At 61.0% G+C, this 22240-nt stretch carries 21 protein-coding genes and 1 pseudogene; 10 read left to right on the forward strand and 12 right to left on the reverse strand.

Going from position 1 to position 22240, the window contains the following annotated elements; translation table 11 throughout:
* Nucleotides 1-56: 56 nt before the first annotated feature.
* Both ACXAIC_RS04060 and ACXAIC_RS04065 read right to left on the reverse strand, forming a co-directional pair.
* On the reverse strand, nt 57-410 hold the full coding sequence (locus ACXAIC_RS04060; RefSeq protein WP_475173922.1) for a hypothetical protein: 354 nt from the start codon (nt 408-410) through the stop codon (nt 57-59).
* 30 nt (nt 411-440) lie between these two features.
* Nucleotides 441-800: an ArsR/SmtB family transcription factor gene (locus ACXAIC_RS04065; RefSeq protein WP_475173923.1), complete on the reverse strand. Its 360-nt coding sequence runs from the start codon at nt 798-800 to the stop codon at nt 441-443.
* A 98-nt stretch (nt 801-898) separates the two neighbouring features.
* Here ACXAIC_RS04065 and ACXAIC_RS04070 point away from each other — a divergent pair.
* A pseudogene (locus ACXAIC_RS04070) lies at nt 899-1252 on the forward strand (integrase core domain-containing protein); the annotation flags it as partial.
* A gap of 292 nt (nt 1253-1544) precedes the next feature.
* Here the strand turns inward: ACXAIC_RS04070 and ACXAIC_RS04075 are convergent.
* A complete protein-coding gene (locus ACXAIC_RS04075) occupies nt 1545-4067 on the reverse strand; it encodes a heavy metal translocating P-type ATPase (protein WP_475173924.1) in 2523 nt (840 codons plus the stop codon).
* A 175-nt stretch (nt 4068-4242) separates the two neighbouring features.
* Nucleotides 4243-5406, reverse strand: a complete 1164-nt coding sequence (locus ACXAIC_RS04080) for an S-(hydroxymethyl)glutathione dehydrogenase/class III alcohol dehydrogenase (protein ID WP_475173925.1) — start codon at nt 5404-5406, stop codon at nt 4243-4245.
* A 134-nt stretch (nt 5407-5540) separates the two neighbouring features.
* Between ACXAIC_RS04080 and ACXAIC_RS04085 the strand changes: the two genes are divergently transcribed.
* From ACXAIC_RS04085 to ACXAIC_RS04100, 4 genes are all read left to right on the forward strand, one after another.
* A complete protein-coding gene (locus ACXAIC_RS04085; RefSeq protein ID WP_475173926.1) occupies nt 5541-6554 on the forward strand; it encodes a GlxA family transcriptional regulator in 1014 nt (337 codons plus the stop codon).
* Between the two features lie 273 nt (nt 6555-6827).
* Complete coding sequence (locus ACXAIC_RS04090; RefSeq protein WP_475173927.1) at nt 6828-7190, forward strand: PadR family transcriptional regulator; 363 nt, start codon at nt 6828-6830, stop codon at nt 7188-7190.
* A complete protein-coding gene (locus ACXAIC_RS04095) occupies nt 7187-7828 on the forward strand; it encodes a DUF1700 domain-containing protein (protein WP_475173928.1) in 642 nt (213 codons plus the stop codon). The genes ACXAIC_RS04090 and ACXAIC_RS04095 overlap by 4 nt, the downstream gene beginning before the upstream one ends.
* Nucleotides 7825-9132, forward strand: coding sequence for a serine hydrolase domain-containing protein (locus tag ACXAIC_RS04100; RefSeq protein ID WP_475173929.1), 1308 nt, complete (start codon nt 7825-7827; stop codon nt 9130-9132). The genes ACXAIC_RS04095 and ACXAIC_RS04100 overlap by 4 nt, the downstream gene beginning before the upstream one ends.
* A gap of 126 nt (nt 9133-9258) precedes the next feature.
* On the opposite strand, the gene ACXAIC_RS04105 is transcribed toward ACXAIC_RS04100, so the two are convergent.
* The 3 genes from ACXAIC_RS04105 to ACXAIC_RS04115 all read right to left on the reverse strand — a co-directional run bounded on the left by ACXAIC_RS04105 (nt 9259) and on the right by ACXAIC_RS04115 (nt 11063).
* Nucleotides 9259-9543 carry a BQ00720 family protein gene (locus tag ACXAIC_RS04105; protein ID WP_475173930.1) on the reverse strand — a complete coding sequence of 95 codons (285 nt, stop codon included), beginning with the start codon at nt 9541-9543 and terminating at the stop codon, nt 9259-9261.
* A 33-nt stretch (nt 9544-9576) separates the two neighbouring features.
* Complete coding sequence (locus ACXAIC_RS04110; RefSeq protein WP_475173931.1) at nt 9577-10005, reverse strand: Hsp20 family protein; 429 nt, start codon at nt 10003-10005, stop codon at nt 9577-9579.
* A 197-nt stretch (nt 10006-10202) separates the two neighbouring features.
* Nucleotides 10203-11063: a LysR family transcriptional regulator gene (locus tag ACXAIC_RS04115; protein ID WP_475173934.1), complete on the reverse strand. Its 861-nt coding sequence runs from the start codon at nt 11061-11063 to the stop codon at nt 10203-10205.
* A 433-nt stretch (nt 11064-11496) separates the two neighbouring features.
* Here ACXAIC_RS04115 and ACXAIC_RS04120 point away from each other — a divergent pair, with 433 nt between their 5' ends.
* Together ACXAIC_RS04120 and ACXAIC_RS04125 are read left to right on the forward strand one after the other, a co-directional pair.
* Nucleotides 11497-11856, forward strand: coding sequence for an MmcQ/YjbR family DNA-binding protein (locus ACXAIC_RS04120; protein WP_475173936.1), 360 nt, complete (start codon nt 11497-11499; stop codon nt 11854-11856).
* Complete coding sequence (locus tag ACXAIC_RS04125; protein ID WP_475173938.1) at nt 11846-13051, forward strand: MFS transporter; 1206 nt, start codon at nt 11846-11848, stop codon at nt 13049-13051. The genes ACXAIC_RS04120 and ACXAIC_RS04125 overlap by 11 nt, the downstream gene beginning before the upstream one ends.
* Before the next feature lie 24 nt (nt 13052-13075).
* On the opposite strand, the gene ACXAIC_RS04130 is transcribed toward ACXAIC_RS04125, so the two are convergent.
* Nucleotides 13076-14206 (reverse strand): DNA alkylation repair protein, encoded by a 1131-nt coding sequence (locus tag ACXAIC_RS04130; RefSeq protein WP_475173939.1) that lies wholly within the window; start codon nt 14204-14206, stop codon nt 13076-13078.
* Between the two features lie 357 nt (nt 14207-14563).
* On the opposite strand from ACXAIC_RS04130, the gene ACXAIC_RS04135 reads away from it, so the two are divergent.
* Entirely contained in the window at nt 14564-14920 is a 357-nt protein-coding gene (locus ACXAIC_RS04135) for a cupin domain-containing protein (RefSeq protein ID WP_475173941.1), read from the forward strand.
* Between the two features lie 211 nt (nt 14921-15131).
* Here ACXAIC_RS04135 and ACXAIC_RS04140 read toward each other — a convergent pair whose 3' ends face one another.
* From ACXAIC_RS04140 to ACXAIC_RS04155, 4 genes are all read right to left on the reverse strand, one after another.
* On the reverse strand, nt 15132-16208 hold the full coding sequence (locus ACXAIC_RS04140; protein WP_475173943.1) for a sn-glycerol-3-phosphate import ATP-binding protein UgpC: 1077 nt from the start codon (nt 16206-16208) through the stop codon (nt 15132-15134).
* An 8-nt stretch (nt 16209-16216) separates the two neighbouring features.
* Nucleotides 16217-17059, reverse strand: a complete 843-nt coding sequence (gene ugpE / locus ACXAIC_RS04145; protein WP_475173944.1) for a sn-glycerol-3-phosphate ABC transporter permease UgpE — start codon at nt 17057-17059, stop codon at nt 16217-16219.
* Between the two features lie 10 nt (nt 17060-17069).
* A complete protein-coding gene (locus ACXAIC_RS04150; RefSeq protein ID WP_475173947.1) occupies nt 17070-17951 on the reverse strand; it encodes an ABC transporter permease subunit in 882 nt (293 codons plus the stop codon).
* A 112-nt stretch (nt 17952-18063) separates the two neighbouring features.
* Nucleotides 18064-19374 (reverse strand): extracellular solute-binding protein, encoded by a 1311-nt coding sequence (locus ACXAIC_RS04155; RefSeq protein ID WP_475173948.1) that lies wholly within the window; start codon nt 19372-19374, stop codon nt 18064-18066.
* Nucleotides 19375-19957: 583 nt separating this feature from the next.
* Here ACXAIC_RS04155 and ACXAIC_RS04160 point away from each other — a divergent pair.
* Nucleotides 19958-20584 carry an ImuA family protein gene (locus ACXAIC_RS04160; RefSeq protein ID WP_475173950.1) on the forward strand — a complete coding sequence of 209 codons (627 nt, stop codon included), beginning with the start codon at nt 19958-19960 and terminating at the stop codon, nt 20582-20584.
* Nucleotides 20553-22004 (forward strand): Y-family DNA polymerase, encoded by a 1452-nt coding sequence (locus ACXAIC_RS04165; protein WP_475173951.1) that lies wholly within the window; start codon nt 20553-20555, stop codon nt 22002-22004. The genes ACXAIC_RS04160 and ACXAIC_RS04165 overlap by 32 nt, the downstream gene beginning before the upstream one ends.
* The last annotated feature ends 236 nt before the right edge of the window (nt 22005-22240 follow it).

Here is a 22240-nt window from a genome sequence, read left to right on the forward strand (position 1 = left end):
GGAAAACGCTTTGCCTGGCGCCGTTTTTGTCAAAAGGCCCTTGCGACCCCGCGCGATCAGGCGAGGTCCAGCGGACCGTGATCGTCGCAATGCCCGTCATGGGGGTGGTGCAAGCGGCCGTTGACCAGATAGCAGATATGCCCGCCATGGGGCACAGCCTCATGTCCGCAGCCCGGGCCGTGGACATGGCCCGGCTCATGGCCGAGATGGTCAGAGGCCACCGGCGCGCAGCCCTCTGGATTGGCGTCGGACACTTCAATGACATGCTCTTCCACCGTGTCACCTGACTGATGATGCAGGTGGCCGTCATGGAGGTAGTCGACATGGTCGCCGTGGCGCACAGCCGTGTGGCCGCAGGCCGGGCCATGCACATGGGGGTGGTCCTTATGGGTCGGTGTCTTGCCGGACATGGCGTCTTTCCTTCTTTCCTCGTGTCTCACTCAGGATGTGCTTTCCGCCGCATGATCCAGAATGTCGCGCAAGAGATGCACCACATGCTCATCTGCCAGGGCGTAGTAGATGTGTTTGGCCTCCCGGCGGCGCGTCACAAGCCGGGCCGCATGGAGCTGCTTCAGCCGGGCGGAGACATTGGCGATCTTTTCGTTTTCCTCTTCCGCCAGTTCCGTCACGCAGCGCTCTCCATCAGCCAGCCGCAACAGGATCCGCAGCCGCGCCGCCTCCCCTGCCGCCCGCAGCATCATCGCCGCCTGCTCCACCGTCGCTTGCTCAGGCACAGCGGCGGCAGCGTGTGTGTCATGGCTGCTGTGCCCACAGTCCGGGAGATCGTCTTCGCTCGGCATAGCTCATTCTCACATTCAACTGATTATTTGAATGACATGTATGAAGAGGATCTTCAAGTGAATTTTCGGTCAGGTTTTTTTTTGGGGGGGCAGCGATCAGGAAAGGCCAGGGTATTGAAGTGACCATTTCCATTGCGGCCCTTCGGGTATCCGCACGCTCGAGTGGATCATCGAATGGCGCGGACAGCCCTTGAACATCAGGGGAGACAATGGTCCGGACAACGTCAGTGCCGACCTGCAAATATGGGCTTCAAAACGTTGGATCGGCTTGGAAGACATCCTGCCTGGTAAACCGCAACAGAACGCACAATATCGAACGCGACAACCGAACCGTCCGCGATGAAAGGCTCGCGCTGTACATCTTCAAAACGATCGATGAGGCCCAGGATCACGCAACACGCAGGCTATGGACATACAACAACATACGGCCAAACCTGGCCATCGGTGCAATCAACGCTTTCAAGAGTGCTGGAAAGCCATTGGACAATATTCTCATTGCTGGTGTTGATGGCACGTCGCAGGCACGCGAAGTCATGGCAGAAGGAGCCCTGGCATCTACACTGCTCCAAAATGCGAAGGCGTAAGGCGAAACTGCGGTGGCGACTGCTGTTCCCATGCCTAGTGATGGTTTTGCCGAGCAGTTCCAGTGGGCCCCATGGGAAATAATCCTTCCAGATGACGTTTAGTTTCAGTCCCTTTTGAGCAAAGCCTCTGCACTCGTGACAACGACCCGGGCCTCCCGCATCATTCTGCAGCAGCTGGAAACGGCAGCTGAGCGGGTGGAACTGCAGCCGCCTCCTCGTCCATGGACGGCTGAAGGCGGCGGAGGCGCAAGGCATTCGCCAGAACAAAGACAGAGGACAGCGCCATGGCCCCGGCGGCCAGAACCGGCGACAGCAGCACGCCAAGGGCAGGAAATAAGACGCCAGCTGCCACGGGGATCAGGGCAGTGTTATAGGCAAAGGCCCAGAAGAGGTTTTCCCTGATGTTGCGCATGGTGCGCCTTGACACCTCATGGGCATTGACGACACCGCGCAGGTCCCCCGACATCAGCACAATATCGGCTGCGTCAATTGCAACATCCGTTCCCGTGCCGATTGCGATGCCGACATCCGCGCTCGCCAGAGCGGGGGCATCATTGATACCGTCGCCAACAAAGGCGACCTTGCCGCCAGCACCGCGCAACGTGTTGAGAGCGGCGACCTTGCCTTCGGGCAGCACCCCGGCCACGACCGTGTCGATGCCCGTTTCTGCCGCGATGACCTCCGCCGTCTCCTGCTTGTCGCCGGTGATCATGGCAACCTTCAACCCCTTGGCCTTGAGGGCGGAAATGGCCGCCTTGCTGGACGGTTTGACCGGATCGGCAATGCCCAGAACAGCGGCGGCCCGCCTGTCCACCGCCACATAGAGCGCCGTCCGGCCCTTCCGCGCAAGCGCCTCTTCCTGGCTTTGCAAGCTGTCTGTTGCAATGTCCTTTTCAGCCATAAACCGGCCGGAACCGACCAGAACCTGCTGTCCCGCCACCTCGGCCTTGACACCCTGTCCGGGCACCGCATCAAAATTCTGGGCAGTCAGAGGCGGGCCTGCGTCCGCAGAAGCTGCGCGCAGGATCGCCTCGGCCATGGGATGTTCCGACCGGCTTTCAACGGAAGCGGCCAGCTGCAGGACGGTCTTGCGGTCACAGCCCTCGGCCAGAACCATGTCAGTCAAGTCCGGGCGGCCTTCGGTCAGCGTCCCGGTCTTGTCGAGCGCAACAAGGCCGACCTGGGCCAGCTGCTGCAGCGCATCGCCCTTCCGGAACAACACGCCCATTTCCGCCGCCCGCCCCGTGCCCACCATAATCGAGGTGGGCGTTGCCAGCCCCATGGCGCAGGGGCAGGCGATGATGAGCACAGAGACGCCCGCCACAAGTGCCAGCGTTGCCGCAGGCTCCGGACCAACAGCCAGCCAGACAGCCACCGTCAGCACGGCCACCGACATGACGGCAGGCACGAACCACAAGGTGATCCGGTCAACCAGCCCCTGGATCGGCAGCTTCGCCCCCTGGGCTTGCTCAACCATGCGGATGATCTGCGACAGCGTTGTCGCCGCCCCCACGCGGGTGGCCCTGATGTCCAGGCTGCCCGGTCCGTTGACCGTGCCGCCGGTGACCTGCGCGCCCTCAGCCTTCTTCACTGGCACCGGCTCTCCGGTGATCATGCTTTCATCAACATGGGAGGCGCCGTCCACCACATCCCCATCCACGGCAATACGCTCCCCCGGGCGCACAACGATGGTGTCGCCGGTTGCCAGCATCTCGACCGGCACCTCAACCGTCTTGCCGTCCCGCAGGACCCGCGCCGTCTTTACCTGAAGGCCGAGCAGCCTTTGAATGGCCGCCCCGGTGCGCCCTTTGGCCCGGGCTTCCAGAAACCGCCCGAGCAGCACCAGCACCACGATCACTGCGGCCGCTTCAAAATAGACCGCCCGCACATCCGCGGGGATCAGTGCGGGCAGGAAAGTTGCCACAAGGGAATAGAGGAAGGCAGCGCCCGTGCCGACAGCCACCAGGCTATTCATGTCCGGCGCGCCTTTTGCGAGCGCCGAGAGCCCCTTGGTATAGAACTGCCGCCCAGGTCCAATCAGAACAAGACTGGTCAGGATGAATTGCAGGCCCCAAAGGCTCTGCTGCCCCACTGCCGCGTCTAGCCAATGGTGCAGGGCAGGAACGGCGTGACCACCCATTTCAAGGACAAAAACCGGCACTGCCAGCAGCGCTGCAAGAACCGTCTTGTGCAACAGGATCTGCGCCTCCTCCTGCTTGCGTGCGCCCTGGTCACGGGCTGTGCCTGCATCGGCCAGCATTGCCGGATATCCGGCCAAGGCAGAGGCCTGCAACAGCGCGTCCGGCGTCACGGCCCCTTCGGCGTACGTCACGCTGGCCGTATCTGCAGCAAGATTGACGGAAACCCAGACCGTTCCGGGCACGGCTTCAAGGGCCCGGGTCACGCGGCCGGCACAGGAGGCGCAGGAAAGGCCTTGAAGGGACAACAGGACGGTTTTTGTGCGCGCCGGATAGCCGAGATCATCAAGTTTGGCGATCACCGCCCCGGTCCCGGCTCCCTGTCCGTCCCCATTGGCAAACGTGACGTGAACCCGCTCAGCCGCGAGATTGACGGCCGCCTGCGCGACCCCATCCAGCGCGGAGAGCCCCCGCTCAACGCGCCCGGCGCAAGAGGCGCAGGACAGACCTTGAAGGGAAAGGGACAGGGTGTTTTGCGAGGACATTGACGGGACCAGGATTTGTTCATGCATGCTCCCTCAAATAGGGGCTCCACTCACTGGAAGGTCAACACCAAATCCGGCAGTTTTCTATAAGCAGTTCCCCTGACCATCCAGTGCTGCCAGCGCCGTTGCGGTGCTGCTGAAGAGGCTCGCTTCAGCAGCACGAACGGCCGGAGCGTCAGGTGGGAACGATCACGCCGGGCAAATTGTTCACGCGCATGGTCTGGTCGGGCTGGAAATGCACGACGGAGCGGATCGACTTGCCGGCATTGAGCAGATCAAAGGCGGTGTTGATCTGGTCGTGGGTCATGTTGTGGGTAATATAGGGATCCACGTCGAAATCCCCGCGCAGCCACTCATCCACCATGCCCGGTAGCTGGCTGCGGCCCAGAACGCCGCCAAATGCGGAGCCTCTCCAGACCCGGCCGGTCACCAGCTGGAAGGGGCGTGTGGCGATTTCCTCTCCGGCTCCGGCCACACCGATCACCGTACACTCGCCCCAGCCTTTATGGCAGCTCTCGAGCGCCGAGCGCATCACATTGACATTGCCGATACACTCGAACGCATAATCCACGCCGCCATTTGTCATCTCAACGATGACCTCTTGCATCGGCTGGGAAAAATCCCCCGGGTTGACGCATTCGGTTGCGCCCAGGCTTTGAGCGAGAACGAATTTGTTCGGGTTGGTATCGATGCCGATGATCCGCCCGGCTCCAGCCATTTTGGCGCCCTGGATGACGGCCATACCGACCGCCCCGAGACCGAACACGGCCACCGTGGCACCTGCTTCCACTTTCGCGGTGTTACGCACTGCGCCCATGCCGGTGGGAATGGCACAGCCCATAACGCTCGCCTTGGCCAAAGGCGCATCCATGGAGATTTTGGCAACGGAGATTTCCGGCAGGACCGTATATTCGCTGAAGGTGCTGGTGCCCATATAGTGATGGATCATCTTGCCCTTGTAGGAAAAGCGGGATGTGCCGTCGGGCATAACGCCCCGGCCCTGCGTCTCGCGGATCGTCTGGCACAAATTGGTCTTGCCGGACTTGATGTAGGGACAGTTCGGGTCTTCGGGAATATAAAGCGGAATGACATGGTCACCAGGCTTGACGGACGTCACGCCTTTGCCAACTTCCTCGACCACACCGCAGCCCTCATGGCCCAGCACCGCAGGAAAGAGGCCTTCCGGGTCCTTGCCCGACAGGGTGAAGACATCCGTGTGGCACAGGCTTGTCGTGACGATCCGGACCAGAACCTCACCGTCCTTCGGGCCTTCCAGGTCAATTTCCTCGATTTCCAGGGGGCGGTTCGGCTCCCACGCGATAGCAGCACGCGTTTTCATGGAACACTCCTTCTTCTTCGAATGCTTGATGATTGGAGCGTTACCTTATAACTATCCCCTCTCTTGAAGAATGTTTCCATACGGACGATTCCGGCCAAAATACCGGTCTTCCGGCAAAGGCCACGGATCCGAGCATGCGCAGACTGTCCCCCTCCTCAAACGTTCTGCCGGTGCAGATTGTCATCTATCCCGGTTTCAAGTCGATGGAAGCCGTGGGGCCGATCAATGTGCTCACCTATGCCAACCGCCATCTTGAAGAGCGGGGCGACCCGCGCCGCTATGACATTGCCCTCACGGCCCCCACGCAAGGCATGATCCCATCTGACACGCTGATTGCGCTTAAAGCGGCGGCGCCCCTGCCGGACACCCCATGTGCAACCGTTATGGTGACCGGGGCGCCTGATATTGAAACGGCCTTGTGCAATCACCCGGAGATCGTCGGATGGTGCCGGGACCACGCCCCCGCTGCCAGCCGGTTCGCCGCTTTTTGTTCCGGCAGCTTTTTTCTGGCAGCCAGCGGCCATCTGGCGGGCCGCCGCGCGACAACGCATTGGAGCGTTGCCGCGCTTTTACGCCGGCGTTTTCCGGATGTGCAGGTCGAGCCGGATGCGATTTTCATCCAGGACGGCAATCTTTGGACCTCGGCAGGGGTTAGCGCGGCGATTGATTTGACCCTTGCCTTTGTCGAACAGGACTTCGGGCATGACCTTGCCCTCAGTGTGGCCCGGGATCTTGTCATCTACCTGAAGCGGCCCGGCGGTCAGTCGCAATTCAGTGCCGCCCTGACCAGCCAGATGACCTCTTCAACCGGCATCCGGGACATTCAAACCTGGGTTTTCGGCAATCTTGACCATCCTCTGACAGCCGATGCGCTTGCGAAACGCAGCGGCATGAGCGTGCGCAATTTCTCCAGGCTGTTTCAAAAGGAAACAGGGCTGACACCGGCACAATTTGTCGAAAGCGCCCGGTGCGAAAAGGCTGTGAGTCTGCTTCTGGACACGTCTTTACCGATGAAATCAATCGCGTTTGAAGCCGGTTTCGCCTCCGACGAACAGATGCGGAAGGTCTTCACCCGGCGCTTCTCGCTCACGCCGAAACAGTACCGCGAGCGGTTTTCAACGAGCGGCAATACCGGCACACGGGGCTGAGCGCTGCTGCGAGGCCTTGGTTACAACTCACTTACCAGACAAAAGCGAAACCTAGCGCTCGCAAAGCACACACCTCCCGTTAGCTTCGGCCTGAGTTTCTGTTCCAGGCCCAAGCGAAGCTGGTCGCGCGCAAAATGCAGCAACAATGCCCCCCGCCAAAACGACTGATACCGGCTTCTCGGATGGCGACACCGGAGTGGAGCGCATCCGCCTCTAAGGCTTTGGCAACATAAAACCTTGCAATACATAGTACCTTTTATTACATGGTAATGTATGACAAACAATGCGGCAGAGATGGCCCATGGCAGACACGGGGACAGCTCCCAGATCCAGCTCAGAAAGGGGGCCCTCCAGCTTTGCGTGTTGGCGATGCTCGCGCGCAAGGAAAGCTATGGCTATGAGATTTCAAGCAGCCTTTCCGAGGGGGTCGGGATTGGTGAAAGCACCATCTATCCGCTTCTGCGCAGGCTGCAAAAGGATGGGCATGTAGCCTCCCGGCTGGTGGAAACCAGCACTGGTCCGTCACGCAAATATTATCGACTGACCGACACCGGGCATCAGGAGCTTGAAAGACAGAAACAGGGCTGGAAGGCCTTCATGACCGGCGTTAATGGGATTCTTGGAGATATGCCATGACACGACAAGCCCCGATGCGACAACACATGCCACAACAGGTCTTTCTTGAGACCTTGAGGCACGGTCTGGGGGATATGTCTGCGGGCGAGCGCGAGGAGATCCTCGCTGATTATCAGGCCTATTTTAACGAAGCCCTGGCGGAAGGGCGGGAAATAGACGACGTGCTGGCCGCTCATGGCGACCCGGAGCGGCTGGCACAGGAACTGCGCGCCGAGATGGGATTGCGCCGCTGGGAACAGCATCACAGCCCTGCCAATTTCTGGAAAGCAGCGCTGGCTTTGTGCGGTCTGGCTGCGGCCGACATTGTGATCCTTCTGCCTGTCCTGTTGGGTCTTGGTGCAGGTGCGTTGATCCTGTTCTTCCTCCTGTCCCTGTTCGGTCTGATCGGCCTTGGCACATTGCTCGGTCTCCTGTCCGGCAGGGCTGATCCGTCCGAGGGAACAATGCTTTATCTGCTGGCGCGGAGTTTGGGTTTTTTGTTGCTCAGCATCGGTGGCGGTTGGGTGCTGCTGGCTGCCTTGCAGCGGACTTTGGGCTATCTGGCCCGCTATGCCAGACTGCATTACCGTCTGTTGCAGCCGGGCATCTTGCGCCCGTCCCGAACCCGTTCTGGAGATGCTCTTGAGGCCGGCTCATGACGAAGCCTCTGTTGCTGGCCCTTTGTGTCTTGTTGACAGGTGCCGGGAGCATCCTCGCCTATTTACTGGCGACCGGAGAGCGTGGCATTGGAAGTCTTGGCAGCAGCTATCAATGGCCCGCCCGGACGCTGACTATATCCCGGCTGCCTGCGGCTCAAAGCCAGGCTCTGGGCTGGAAGCCCGAAGGTCTTGATGCGGTCTTTGGCTATGCGGCCACCCTGAGCACGGACAGTCTGTTGATCGTGACCGGTGGCCAGATGGTGGGAAGTTTTGGGGATCTTTCGGCCCAATATGATGTCCATTCCATCCGGAAGGTCTTCCTGAGCGCCCTGATCGGTCAATTTGCCAGTGATGAACCGAAGCAGGAGAGGCAAGCGCAGCCGGATCAGGCCGCCTGCCCGGAACACGGGCGCATCCCGCTCCATGCCAGCTTACGAGCGCTTAAGATCAATGATGCGCCGACTCCGCTGTCGGATCTGCAACAAACAGCACAGGTTGAACAATTGCTCGAGAGCCGATCCGGTATCAACCATCCCGCAGCAGCAGAAGCCGGTTTGACGGCCCAGAAAGAGCGCCGCTTGGGCAAGGAGGCGCAGCGCCCGGGCACAGTTTGGGCCTATAACAATTGGGACTATAATGCCCTGACGACCATTTTTGAAAAATGCACCGGTCTGACCATCGCGCAAGCCTTTCTGCAGGGCATTGCCAAACCGGCTGGAATGCAGGATTTTTCCCTTGCAAATGTTGCCTATATCAGCGAACCGCACCGCTCGGAACATCGCGCCGCAGCCTTCAAAATGTCCGCCCGGGATCTGGCAACATTTGGCCAAATTTATCTGAACAAGGGCAAGAGAAATGGCCATCAGATCGTGCCAGCCGCCTGGATCGCGCGGATTGGGCGTATCTATAGCAAAACTGGCAGGACCGATCTCAGATGGGGCCACTCGGACCTTTGGTGGTTGCCCGGACCCAAGGAAGGCTTGCCCCCGGGCACCTATTGGGGCTGGGGACTGGGCAATCAGGCTCTGTTCGTGATCCCCGCATGGGATACCGTTATTGTGGTGCAGTCAGACACAACGGCGTTCCTCAAAAAATTCCTGCCAAGGATATCAGGCGGTACGGGGCAGCAAACGGGGGAGACATCTCTGGAAGCCCTGATCCGGGCTTGCCGCGCACCAGACCAGCGCCAAAGCTCCTATTGCATTGAGGACCGGTTCACCACCCGCAGGGAATTAGAGCAGCTCATCGCCACCCTGCGCGCCGCCCGTCTCCAGGGGACAGACCAGCAGGCGAAGCTGGACTAAATCCTCAAACACAAAAGCCCGCGCCCCGGATCGGGAGGATCAGGGCCAGCGGGCTTGTTTTGGTCAGGCGGGCTTGGCCGCAAGAAGCGATCTGAGCAGCCACGGCCCACTCATCCCCTCATCGCTTTAGTGAAGCGAGGCCATTTCCAGTTCTGCTTCAAACGCATTGGCCACGGCCGCTTCCCGGCTGTCGGCCAAGAGGATCGGCGTGCCGTCCGCATTCTGCAGGGCATAAAGCGTTACATTGTCATGCAGAGGCGGCACATCCGGAAACATGGTTTTCAGGTCGCGCGCCTTGATCGGTTTGATATAGGCAATGTCGCCCGTGCCAAGGTCGGTCAGCTCATCTGCCGACATGAATTCTGACAAGCGGGTCTGGTCTGCCCATTGCGGGCTGTTGGGATCGTGCATCAGTCTTCTCCATTCTGTTTGGCCGGCGAGGATTTATTCACCGCTGGAGATTTCTATCTTTCTGATCACGCGCTCCGGTTCCGGGCGCGTGAGGTCGATGGACAAAAGCCCATCTTTCAGGTCCGCACCGAGGATCTCGATGCCTTCGGCCAGGACAAAGGCCCGCTGAAACTGCCGGGCGGCAATGCCGCGGTGCAGATATTCCCTGGACTTGTCGTCCACCTGTCTGCCACGGATCACCAGCTGGCTTTCCTCCACCGAAACGTCAAGCTGTTCCCGGGTGAACCCGGCAACGGCCAGAGTGATCCGGATCACATCGCCGCGGCCTTCGGCCTTTGGCAACCGCTCGATATTGTAGGGCGGATAGCCGTCATTGGCGGCCTTGGAGACCCGGTCGAGCACCCGCTCGATATCGTCGAACCCGAGCATGAACGGGCTGGAAAACGCTGACATGCGTGACATCCTCAAAGTCCTTGTCGAAGCGACCTTGCACCCGGACCCTTTCAAAGGCGTCCGGGCAGGACCCCTTCAGGGGCTCCCTTCACCATTAAATATGGCGACTTGTTAAAATTGATTCAAGGCGCCTCTCCACAGGGCACATTTCCCGTGAACACGCCCCCGGAAAATGGGGGTCATGCCCATAGTTATCCAGACCTTGCTCACAGGTCCGGATTCAGCGCCGGATCCTGCCTCAGGAATTTTGCCAGGCTTGAGACCACCTTGCGGATCTCCGGATCGTGGCGCTGATCATGATGGGTGACCAGCCAGCGCTCGGACTGAAGCGCTGCGATTGGCGCGCTGATTGCCTTCAGGTCCTCAAAGGCGTCTCCCACAAAACAGGGCAGCACCATGCGCACCAGCCCCTTGCGCACCAGGGGCAAAGCCAGGGCCGTCTTGTTGACACTCACCGTTATCTCCTGGTCCTGCTGCTCCTTCAGCCAAAGGGCGCTCGGCACATGGGCCTCTTCTTCCACCAGTCCGGCCCAGCCAAGATCTGCGGAGGCGGGAATATGCGCGGCCTGATAGGCGGCGAAGGTGACCGTGCCAACCTTTTGCCCGGCCAGCCACTCCTGCGCCGGGCGCCGGTTGCGGACACCGATCTCGATCTGGCGGCGGGCCACGTTCCGGTCTCGCAGATCCGCCAGGAATTCCGGCTGCCAGGCAGCCTCCGGAGACCAGAACGCTTCCACATGGCCGGCCAGGAGCCGCATGGTCCAATCCCCGGCCGAAATCCGGGTCTTGCGGCGGGTGCGGCCACTGGTGCGCCATTGATCAATTGCGCGGGCAGCCTGATCCATCTCTTCAAGCTGGTCCAGAAGATCCCGCCCGGCTGCTGTCAGACGGTAACCCCGCGCCTCCCGCTCCACCAGACGGGTCTCCAAAGAGCGCTCCAGCGCGGTCACCCGCCGCCCGAGTGTAGCCGCGCTCACACCGACCGCCTGTGCTGCGCCCGCCAGTCCACCGGCCCGGGCGACGGCGAGAAACAGCCTCAAGTCTTCCCAATTCGTATTTTGTTTCATTTTTGAAATTTCTTTTTCATTTTAAAAACATAGAGATAACTCTATTTCATGAGACATTTTGGCATCAATCCCTCTTGAAAATCAAATTTGAAGGAATGTGCCATGATCTTTCCCCTCAGCCTTGGCCGACGCTCCTGCCAGCGCGCCCACCAATCCGAGTATGACCGTCGAATCTTGGATGACCCGCAACGCGTCACCTGGAACGATCCCCGCCGGATGCTCTATCCACACCATCTAGAATTCTGGCCTCAAGACCTGCCGGAACATGTGCTTCACCGCCAGACAGCCCTCAGGCTGCGGCGGCACAAACAACGGGCCTGGCTGCGCGCTTTCATCCGGTTTCAATGGTTTGTGGCTTGCATCCGCTTTTTGAAACAGCCAGTTTGGCCGGGCTCTTTGATTGATCCTCCTTTGGACCCGCAGCACCGCCCTGATGACCCGAAACGACTTTGATGCCTTTTGCCGGGCCCTTCCGGCCACGACCCATGTGATCCAGTGGGGCAATGCCTCCGTGTGGAAGGTCGGCGGCAAGATCTTTGCCATTTGCTCGCGCTGGGGCGAGGGCGAGGGCGAGCGCATCGGCTTCAAGTGCTCAGACATGTCCTATGTGCTGCTGATTCAGCAGGACGGCATTGTGCCAGCCCCCTATCTGGCCCGGGCCAAATGGGTGCAACTGCAAGGGGATGATGTCATGAGCGGGGACGATCTGAGAGCCTATATCAGAGCCGCCCATAAAATCATTGCCGGAAAACTCACCCAAAAACGCCGCAAAGAGCTTGGCCTTGCAGATTGACGGGCCTGACCATCTTCGCCTTCCCGGCAAGTGGCGCTCCTTGAGCCTATTGATGCTGGCCGAGATTGCAGCCATGAGCCTCTGGTTCCTGACCGCCGCCATCCTGCCGGACCTGACCCGCGACTTCGAAATTTCCGCCGCCCGCCAGGCTGCGCTTTCCAGTGCTGTTCAGATCGGCTTTGTCGCCGGAGCTGTCGCCTCCGCCCTCTTCGGACTGGCAGACCGGATCGATCCGCGCCGGTTCTTTGCCGCCTGCGCCATTCTTGCGGCCGTTTTCAATGCCAGCCTTCTGGCGGTCGAGCCCGGCGGCGCCGTCTCCATTCTGGCCCGGTTCGCAACCGGTGCGCTGCTGGCCGGGGTCTATCCGGTCGGCATGAAGATCGCCGTTGGCTGGGGCAAACGGGACCGGGGCTTTCTGGTGGGCACCCTGGTCGGCGCGCTCACCTTTGGCTCTGCAGCGCCTCATCTGCTAGCGCTCTTTGGCGGGACGGACTGGCGCTGGAGCCTTGCCATCGCCTCGACGGCCGCAGCTCTTGGCGGGGGACTGTGCCTCTTCACCCGTTTGGGACCCTTTCACGCCAAGGCTCCGCGCATGCAGATGCGGGCCGTGCTGAGCGCCTGGACCAATCCCAGGATCCGTTATGCCTATTTTGGCTATCTCGGCCATATGTGGGAACTTTATGCCATGTGGGCCTGGATCGGCGTCGCGCTGGCTGCCTCCTTTGCCCTGCGGCTGCCGGAAGACGAAGCCCTGACGCTCGCCCGGTTGACCACCTTTTTGACCATCGCGTCCGGCGGAGTGGCCTGCGTTCTGGCCGGTCTTGTCGCCGACCGGGTGGGCAAGGCCAATATCGCCATTCTTGCCATGGTGGTCAGCGGCCTCGCCGCCCTCGCCTCGGCGCTCGTCTTTGGCGGTCCGGTCTGGCTGGTGGTCCTTTGCGCTCTTGTGTGGGGCGCGGCGATCCTGCCGGATTCGGCTCAATTTTCAGCTCTGGTCGCCGACTACGCTCCGGCGGATCAGGCCGGCAGCCTGATGACTTTCCAAACGGCCCTCGGCTTTGCGCTGACCTTCTTCACCGTCCAGCTGACCCCGCTTTGCGCCGGGGTGATCGGCTGGCCGGGTGTCTTTGCCGTGCTGGCAATCGGTCCCGCCTTCGGGATCTGGGGGATGCTGCGCTTGAAGCGGACCGGCTGATGCATAGCGGCATTACGCTATGTATTACGTCTCTGGCATCACCAGCTCAAACTCTACCCAGCCAAAATCCTGGCCATTGATCCTGACGCTGAGGGCCTGGGCGCCACCGTAATAGACCCGAGTCGTGATTGGCTTGATGGCATGGCTGCGCGCCAGAGCAACCGTCCCGCCGGGGGCAAGGCTGAGTTTGGTCCATTTGAAAACCTTGGGCACCAGTGCGCCATTTGCCTTCTTGAAGTGCACCAGATAGTCGATCACCAGATCCTGAGGCGCAGATCCGGTTGACGTCAGCTCCATTTCGAAGGACAGAGCCTCCCCATAGATCACCTGCGGTGTGTTGATATACGGCCCGGCCAGCTCGATTTGCGGCGGGTTGAGACCAAAGGCCTTCAGCGTGGCCGGATGTCCCTGCTTGATCAGGGTCCGGCAGGCGTGGCGCACCAGTTTTTCCCGCGCCTTGTCCGCATCTTTCAGCCAGCGCGCGGCAATCTGTGCCACGAGATCCGGATGATCCTTGGCAATGTCGTTGAGATGATTGGCAACCGAGCGGCGGACATAGTCCTGCGGATCATCCTTCAGCGCTTCGAGCAGCGGCAGAGTGGGGGAAGGATCGGCGATCAGGCTTTTCAGCTGCAGGCCCCAGGGAAGACGCGGGCGGGTTCCTTCCGACACCAGACGGCGAACATGAACATTCGGATCGTTCACCCAAGGGGCCATCAGGCCAAGGGCCCGGGCCTGGTCCCTGGCCAGAAACGGCCGGACGTCGAATTCCGCCGTCGCCCGCTTGGTCATCTCCTTGAGCAGCGCGAACGCGCTTTCAAAATCGTTCAGGCCATGATCCGTGACCACCATGCCAAGCGCCATCATGGCCCAGCCGCGCATGCCCTTGGCATCGCTTTTGCGCTCACTCCCCTCTCCGTCTTCCGGATGAAGCAGAGCCTTCAAGATCCGGAATTTTTCAGAAAGAGGCGCGGGCAGCACCTTGCCGGTCTCCTCGGCAATCAGCCGCGCCCGCTGTTTCAGCTCCAGATCCGGCAGCCGGGGCACGACTGCGGCTTCAAAAGCCGGTTGATCAAAGCCCTCAAGATGCCGGGAGAGGTGACCGGCCAGACAGCGCACAAGCTCGGGCGAAATGTTGTTCTTGAAGGGTTCCATAGGCGTTCCAGCATGTTCGTTTGCCCTGATGTGCCAGACACCTGCAGCCAGGAAAAGCGGTGGGCACTGGGTCTCCTGACAGGGGGTGTCAGGAGATCCCGCATGGCGGAAACCACGGCCTCCTTGCATGCGTCCCCGGCTCGACCGGGGATGACCTTCTGAAGATTGGCAACGCTTTCTTTGCACAAACCCGCTTCATCCACTCTCCCTCATTCTGCGGCCCGTTGTGCAGCAGGCGCAGGTGAGCAATGACCGTCCCCCGGCGGGCCGGGCAGGTGTTTGGCGCCCTTTAGCCGGGTGTTGCCCGGCCTGCCGGAGCCCGATAGGGTCCGTGCACCTCCAACAAGGATTTTTTCCATGAAACCCGTCAATCTGGCTGAAAAGCTGTCCCGCTTTGCATCCCATTGGGACCCGCATGTGGTCGCCGACTATAATGACAACGACGTCATGGTCGTCAAATTCAAGGGGGAATTCCCCTTTCACAAGCACGACACGACGGCTGATTTTTTCTTCGTGCTGGAAGGCGAGATGATCATGGATCTGGAAGGCCTGCCGTCCGAAACAGTCAAGGCGGGCGAGCTTTTCATCGTGCCCAAGGGGGTAGTGCACCGCCCACGCGCGGCCGCAGAGGTCAAGGTCCTTTTGATCGAGCCAAAGGGCGAACCCAATTCCGGCGATTCGGACCAGCCGCCTGCCCCGAAACCCCGCATCTGATCGCTTGGCCCGGCTGAGGCAGGCGCTTTGCCCAGCGGCGCGACAAGGCATTGAAAAGGCGCGGGCCACCTGAGTGGTCCGCGCCTTTTCCCTCAGAGCGTGGCACGTTCCAATGGCTTCAAACCGGCTTGTCTTTCTAAGCTGAAATCTGTGATGTCAGGCCGCGAAAGGCAGAGCCCATGAAACCCGACTGGCCTTCCCGAAAATCCGCTCAATCGATCCGCTTGCCGGTCTCCGCATCGAAGAAATGAACGTTGCCCAGAGCGGCTTTCAGATGGATCTTTTCCCCCGGCGCGTGCTTGGCATGGCTGGACACCCGCACAACGATTTCCGGCCCGCCGCTTTCAAAGCTGGCATAGACGAAGCTTTCCGCACCGACCGGCTCTAGCACATTGACCACCGCTTCCAGTGCCACATCGTCCCCGGAGGCCGGGGCGCTCGTGACTTCCAGATGTTCCGGGCGGATGCCAAGCGTATAGGCGTTTTTCGCCTTGGCATTGGGGCCGGAAAGCCCGCTGCCTTCGGCCAGTTCCAGACGGTCACCATTTGCTTTCACATTCATCAGGTTCATGGCCGGAGAGCCGATGAAGCTGGCGACAAAGGTGGAGGCCGGTTTGTCATAGACATCGATCGGAGCACCGATCTGCTCGATATTGCCGCCATTGAGGACCACCAGCCGGTCGGCCAGGGTCATCGCTTCCAGCTGGTCATGGGTCACATAGACGCTTGTGGTGCCGAGCGCTCTTTGCAAACGCTTGATCTCCACCCGCATCTGCACCCGCAGCTTGGCGTCCAGATTGGACAAGGGCTCGTCAAACAGGAAGGCAGCCGGTTCGCGCACAATCGCCCGGCCCATGGCCACGCGCTGGCGCTGGCCACCGGACAGCGCCCGGGGCTTGCGGTCCAGATAGTCACCGATTTCCAGAATGCGGGCGGCTTCCTTCACCCTGCGGTCGATCTCGTCCTTGGCCATGCCCCGGTTTTTCAGGCCATAGGCCAGGTTGTTATAGACCGACATGTGCGGATAAAGCGCATAGTTCTGGAACACCATGGCAATGTCCCGGTCCGCCGGGTCGACGTTGTTCACCAGACGCTCGCCAATGCGGACTTCGCCGGTGGTAATGTCTTCCAGCCCGGCGACCATGCGCAGCAGGGTCGACTTGCCGCAGCCGGACGGGCCCACCAGAACGATGAATTCGCCGTCGGCAATGTCAATGGAGACGCCTTTGACCGCCTCCACATTGCCCGCATACACCTTGCGGACGGTGTCGAGAGTAATCGTTGCCATTTAAAACCTCATTTATCGCTCTCGACGAGCCCTTTGATGAACCAGCTCTGGAAGACCACGACCACCAGAACCGGCGGCAGCATTGCCAGAATGGCAAGGGCCATGGCCTGATCGTAGTCCGGGATCTGCGCGCCCACCCAGACCTGGAGGATCTGCTTGATACCGCGCACCAGCGTGAAGAAGGTTTCGTCCGTGGTGATCAGCGTCGGCCAGAGATACTGATTCCAGCCATAGACGAACATGATGATGAAGATGGCCGCGATCATGGTCTGCGACAGGGGCACCAGAATGTCCTTGAAGAACTTCCAGGGCCCTGCCCCGTCGATCCGGGCGGCTTCCAGCAATTCGTCCGGCACGGACAGGAAGAACTGGCGGAAGAAGAACGTGCCCGTGGCAGAGGCAATCAGCGGCAGGATCAGCCCGGTATAGGTATTCACCAGACCCAGTTCCTGCACGATTTCATAGGACGGCAGGATGCGCACCTCCAGCGGCAGCAGCAGGGTGCAGAAGATCACCCAGAAGCAGAGCGAAGCCATGGGAAAGCGGAAATACACAATGGCATAGGCCGCCAGCATGGAAATCACGATCTTGCCGATGGCAAAGCCAAGGCCCAGGATCAGCGAGTTCTTGAGCATGACAAAGCCGTTGACTTCCTTGGTGAAGCCTCCGGCGCTGGTCAGCACCGTCTCATAAGCCTTCAGGCCCTCGTCCCCAAAGGTGAATTGCAGGCCTTCCTTGTAGATGGTGATCGCATCGTGGGTGGAGGTCAGGAAGGCCAGAACCACGGGAAAGACCATGAAGAAGACACCGGCCAGCAGGATCAGATGATCGCCGATCTGCAATCGTTTCATATCCCGTCTCCTAGGTGTAGTGAACGCGCCGCTCGATCAAGCGGAACTGGATGATTGTGAGGATGAAGACGAAGATCATCAGCAGGACCGACTGGGCCGAGGACCCGCCAAGGTCGTTGCCCCGGAAGCCGTCCAGATAAACCTTGTAGACCAGGGTCACCGGATTGTTGCCGGGCTCGGTCTTCAGGATCACGTCAATGATGCCGAACGTGTCGAAGAAGGCGTAGGTGATGTTGATGATCAGCAGGAAGAAACCGGTCGGCGCCAGCAGCGGGAAAGTGACCGTCCAGAAGCGGCGGAAGCCGGAGCGGCAGTCGATGCTGGCCGCTTCCTGAACGGATTTGGAAATGCCCTGAAGGCCGGACAGGAAGAAGATGAAGTTCACCGGGATCTGCTTCCAGACCGCCGTGGTGACCATGGCAAAGGAGGTGTCAAAATAGTTCACCCCGATCTTCATGTCCCAACCGAACATGGCGACGAATTGGACGATCGGGCCCACATGCTGGTCGAACAGCAAAATGCCGATCAGGCCGGCCACCGGCGGGGCCACCGCATAGACCCACATCAGCAGGGTCTTGTAGGTGGAAGCCCCGTGCAGGACCTTGTCCGCCTTCACTGCCAGCAGGAGGGCGATGGCCAGGGAGAAGAAGGTGACCAGAGACGTGAAGACGGCGGTGAATCCGACCACCCGGCTGTAATCGGTCGATGTGACCGTATCGACGAAATTGTCGAACCCGACAAAAGTCGCCCCGAATCCGAACGGGTCTTCCAGATAAAAGGAGGACCGCACCGCTTCGGCGGCAGGCCAGAGAAAGAACACGGCGACAATGGCCAGCTGCGGGAACAGCAGCAGGTAGGGGATCGCCGGTGTATTGAATTGAACTTTTTTCATTGCGCCACCGCAAACGGACTTCGCGGCCCGGCCCGGTTGCCCGAACGTCCGCCGCCTCGCAGGACATGAGGGCGCCCGGGGACGCCCTCATCATTTTCATGGTTTCGGAAAATCAGTTTCCGACGGTTTTCGCGAACCGCTCAAGCAGCTTGTCACCATCGGACTTGATGGTCGCAAACGCGTCGTCGACGGATTCTTCACCGGCCAGGACCTTGCCCAGTTCACGGTTCATGACGTCGCGGATCTGGACGTAGAAGCCCATGCGGTAGCCTTTGGTCCACTCACCACCCGGCAGCATCAGCTGTTTGATGCCGACTTCGGCAGCCGGAGTGCGCTCGTAGTGGCCGTCCTTCTTGGCCAGTTCATAAGCTGCCTTCGTGATCGGCACATAGCCGGTTTCCTTGTGCCAGGTGTACTGGACTTCCGGAGAGGTCAGATACTTGAAGAAAGAGGCCACGCAGGCGTTTTCTTCAGCCGGCTTGCCGGACATGGCGAACAGGGCCGCACCACCGATGAAGCTGGCCGTGCCGGCACCTTCAACGGAATCCCAGTAAGGCAGGAAGGTTGCGGAGAACGGGAAGTCGACCGTTGCAGCAATGCCGCCGAAGGACCCGGAAGAACCGATCCACAGAGCCACCTTGCCTTCGTTGAAAGGCTGCTGGTTGTCGGACCAGCCGGTGCCATAATAGCCGAAATAGCCTTCGTCGAGCCATTTCTTGACGGCTGTGAAATGGTTTTTGATCGGATCGCCGAAGACCAGCTCGGTGCCCTTGGCGCCGTCATAGCCGTTGTTGTTGGTGGCGAATTGCAGGTCGTGGCGGGACTTGAAGTTCTCCACGAATTCCCACGGCAGGTGCGACTGAACGAGCGGCACATAGCCGGCTTCTTTCAGCTTCGGAGCGATGGCTTCGAAGTCTTCATAGGTCTTCGGAGCTTCGACGCCGGCCTTCTTCATCGCATCTTCGTTGATGTAGAGGATCGGGGCAGACGAGTTGAACGGCATGCCGATCATCTTGCCGTCGCTATCGGCGTAGAAGTAGCGGACACCGGCGATGTAGTCTTCGATGTTGAAGTCAACGCCATTGTCTTTCAAAAGGTCCTGAACCGGCACAACAGCGCCTTTCGCGCCGATGATGGTGGCAGCGCCTGCGTCAAAAACCTGGATGATGTTCGGCTGTTCGCCAGCACGGAAAGCGGCGATGCCAGCAGTCAGCGTGTCTTCGTAGCCGCCTTTGTAGACCGGGGTCAGGTTACAAGTATCCTGAGAAGCGTTGTAGTCAGTGGAGATCTGGTTGACGACTTCGCCGAGCTTGCCGCCCATGGCGTGCCACCAGGTGATGTCGGTGGCCGCATAAGAAGCGGAGGAAGTGCCCAGCAGGGCGGCCGCAGCAACAAGGCCGGCAACAGTCTTACGATAAGCCATATTCAATTTGCTCCCATCTCGAAGGGCTGATGCCCAGGTCAGCAGTTGGTTTTTTCTGGCGCCGAAATGGCTTGCCCGGCACCCGAAACGATAACGCCTGCATTTCGTATTGTTTTCATATGAACGTTATATGACGCTCATATGAACATTTAAACACGCCTCAGCCACGCCCGCAAACGGGAAAGAATTTATTTTACCTCTGACGGCCGGATTGCGGCGAACCGGCGCAGATTTCTGCGCTTTTCCGGCAAAAAGGCCCTTCTTGAGGCCCCTGCATTCCTGTGCGCTGCGCCAGAGATCGCTTCCCGGGCCGCCCCACAAGCCGGGTAACATTAGGTGGCTCACATGTAGCTTCGGCGTCGTTCATATGAAAATTCAGTGACACTTCGCTCGCCCGCCGCAAGCCCCACCGCTAACCCGATGACTTTATTCAGGTTCCGTCACCTCCCCCCAATTCTCTCAAGGTCTTGAACCCTCTGCGTCATCCCAGCCTTTGACCTTACGGCCGTTGCCGCTATGCTGCCTCCGGGCGCTTCGCCCGCCCAACAATGATGACATTTGATAAACTGCGTTTCCCCAATTCATGTCCCTGCCTTTTGCCACCGTCTATCCGTTGAAACCGGCCCGTGCCCATGAAGTGTGCGGCGATGGCGGGCTGGCCTTTGCCGCCATGGCCGCCGGCCAGGCGGACGGCCCGGTGGTCTGGGTGTGCGAGGCCAGGCTGCCCGTGCTCAACCCGGAAGGGCTTTCCGCCTATTGCGACCCGGGCAAATTGCTGATCACCCGGACCGGCAGCCAGCAGGCGGTGCTGGCCAGCATGGAAACGGCCCTGCGCTCCGGCGCTGCCGGGCTCGTGGCCGGTGAGCTGACCGCCCCCATCGGCCTGACCGAAGGGCGGCGCCTTCAACTGGCCGCAGAGGCTGGCGGCACCACCGCCCTGCTGCTGATCCCGGAGGGCGCGGGCAGCAACGCCGCCGAAACCCGGTGGCTCTGCACCAATGTGCCGGGGCCAAACTCAGCGCCGGGCGCGCGCCTCTCCCCGCACAGCCCCTTAAGGCAACAGCCGGGACTGCCTCAGCAAAATGACCATGACTCGACTCATTGGCGCTGGTCGCTTATAAAGAACAAAATAGGAACATTATCGGAATGGGTGGTCCGTTGGGATGCAGCGGCGCGTCGTGTCATTGTGGTTTCCGAGGCTGGCGGCTGAGCGGTCCCTGCGCGCTGCGCCCGTTGACGCACCCTTTGCCCTGACCCTTCATGACCGCAATTCGGACCGGATTCACGATCTCTGCCCGCGGGCGGCGGCGTCCGGTCTCAGCCGGGGCATGAGCCTGGTGCATGCACGCAGTTTCTGCCCCGCTCTGGTGACCCGCCCTGCCGACCCGGCCGCCGACCAGCGCTTTATGCGCCTGCTGGCCCGGTGGGCCCTGCGCTACTGCCCCTGGGTCGGCCTCGACCGTCAGGACGGCCTCTTTCTGGACATCACCGGCTCGGCTCACCTTCTGGGCGGCGAAGCCCCTCTTCTGGACGACATGCGCGCCCGTCTGGCCCGGGCCGGGCTCACCGCCCGCACCGGTCTGGCCTCGACCCCGGGCGCAGCCTGGGCGCTGGCCCGGTTTGCTGAAGGCATTGCCCCGCCCGGCGGGATTCTGGAGCGGATAGGCCCGCTGCCGCTGACAGCCCTGCGCCTGCCTGACCAGACCACGACCAGCCTGGAGCGTCTCGGCATTGCCACCATTTCCGCGCTTTACAACCTGCCCCGGGCCACCATTGCCCGCCGCTATGACGGCGAGGTGCTGCGCCGCCTGGATCAGGCACTCGGCACCTTGCCCGAACAGATTTCCCCGCTCCAGGAAGACCGGCCTTTTGCCGTGCGCATGACCCTGCCCGAGCCGGTCGGCCTTCTGGAGGATGTCATGGCCGGGACACAGCGGCTGGTGACTCATCTGTGCACCCGGCTGGACACGGCCCAGAAAGGCGCCCGTAACCTGAAACTCGCCTTCCGCCGGGTAGATCAGGAAACCCTGGCGGTGGACTTGCGCCTGGCCGGACCGATGCGCGATCCAGCCCGGATCCTGGCCCTGTTCGAGCGCGGGGTGAGCAATGTCGATGCCGGTTATGGCATTGACCTGATCCGCCTGGAAGCCACCCATGTGGAACCGCTTGCCCCCCGGCAGCTCACTCCCTCCCAGGCGCTTGAAAAGGACAGCCTGTCCGATCTCATCACCCAGCTGGGCAGCCGGATCGGGCTGGAGAACATTCAGCGCTTCGTGCCCGTGGACAGCCATATTCCCGAACGCAGCTTCAAGCTGGCCCCGGCGGCCAGTTGCCCGCCGGTGGCCGCCTGGCCCGTCCGCCGCCCGCGCCCCTTGCGCCTGTTCCCGCCCGAGCCGATCACCGGCCACGGCGCGACCCCGCCCGGCCGGTTCCGCTGGCGCGGCCGCACCCTGACCACACAGACCGCCGAAGGCCCCGAACGGATCAGCCCGTCCTGGTGGGACCAGGACGGCAGCTGGGCCCGGGGTCTGCGCGACTATTGGCGTATCGCCACGGGCCAGGGCCCGCGCCTGTGGCTGTTCCACACCCCCCAGACCCCGGGCTGGTACGTGCAAGGGGAGTTCGGCTGATGCGGCTCCCTCCATTCCTTACCGCCGCCGCTCTGCGCCGTCCCGGCCCCGCACTCCCCTTTCGCCATCCCGGCTCCTCTTTCCCCATGTGCCGCCTTGGCTTGCCTCTCCCTCTGCGCCGTCCCGGCCTTGAGCCGGGACCGCCATGCCGCCTGCTCAGGATCAGGCACCTGCGCAAGGCCGGGGCGGCGGAGGAGGGACATCTTTCGACAACTCGCCCGGCCTTGATCAGTACA

Source organism: Roseibium sp. AWQ4_254, from assembly GCF_056161025.1.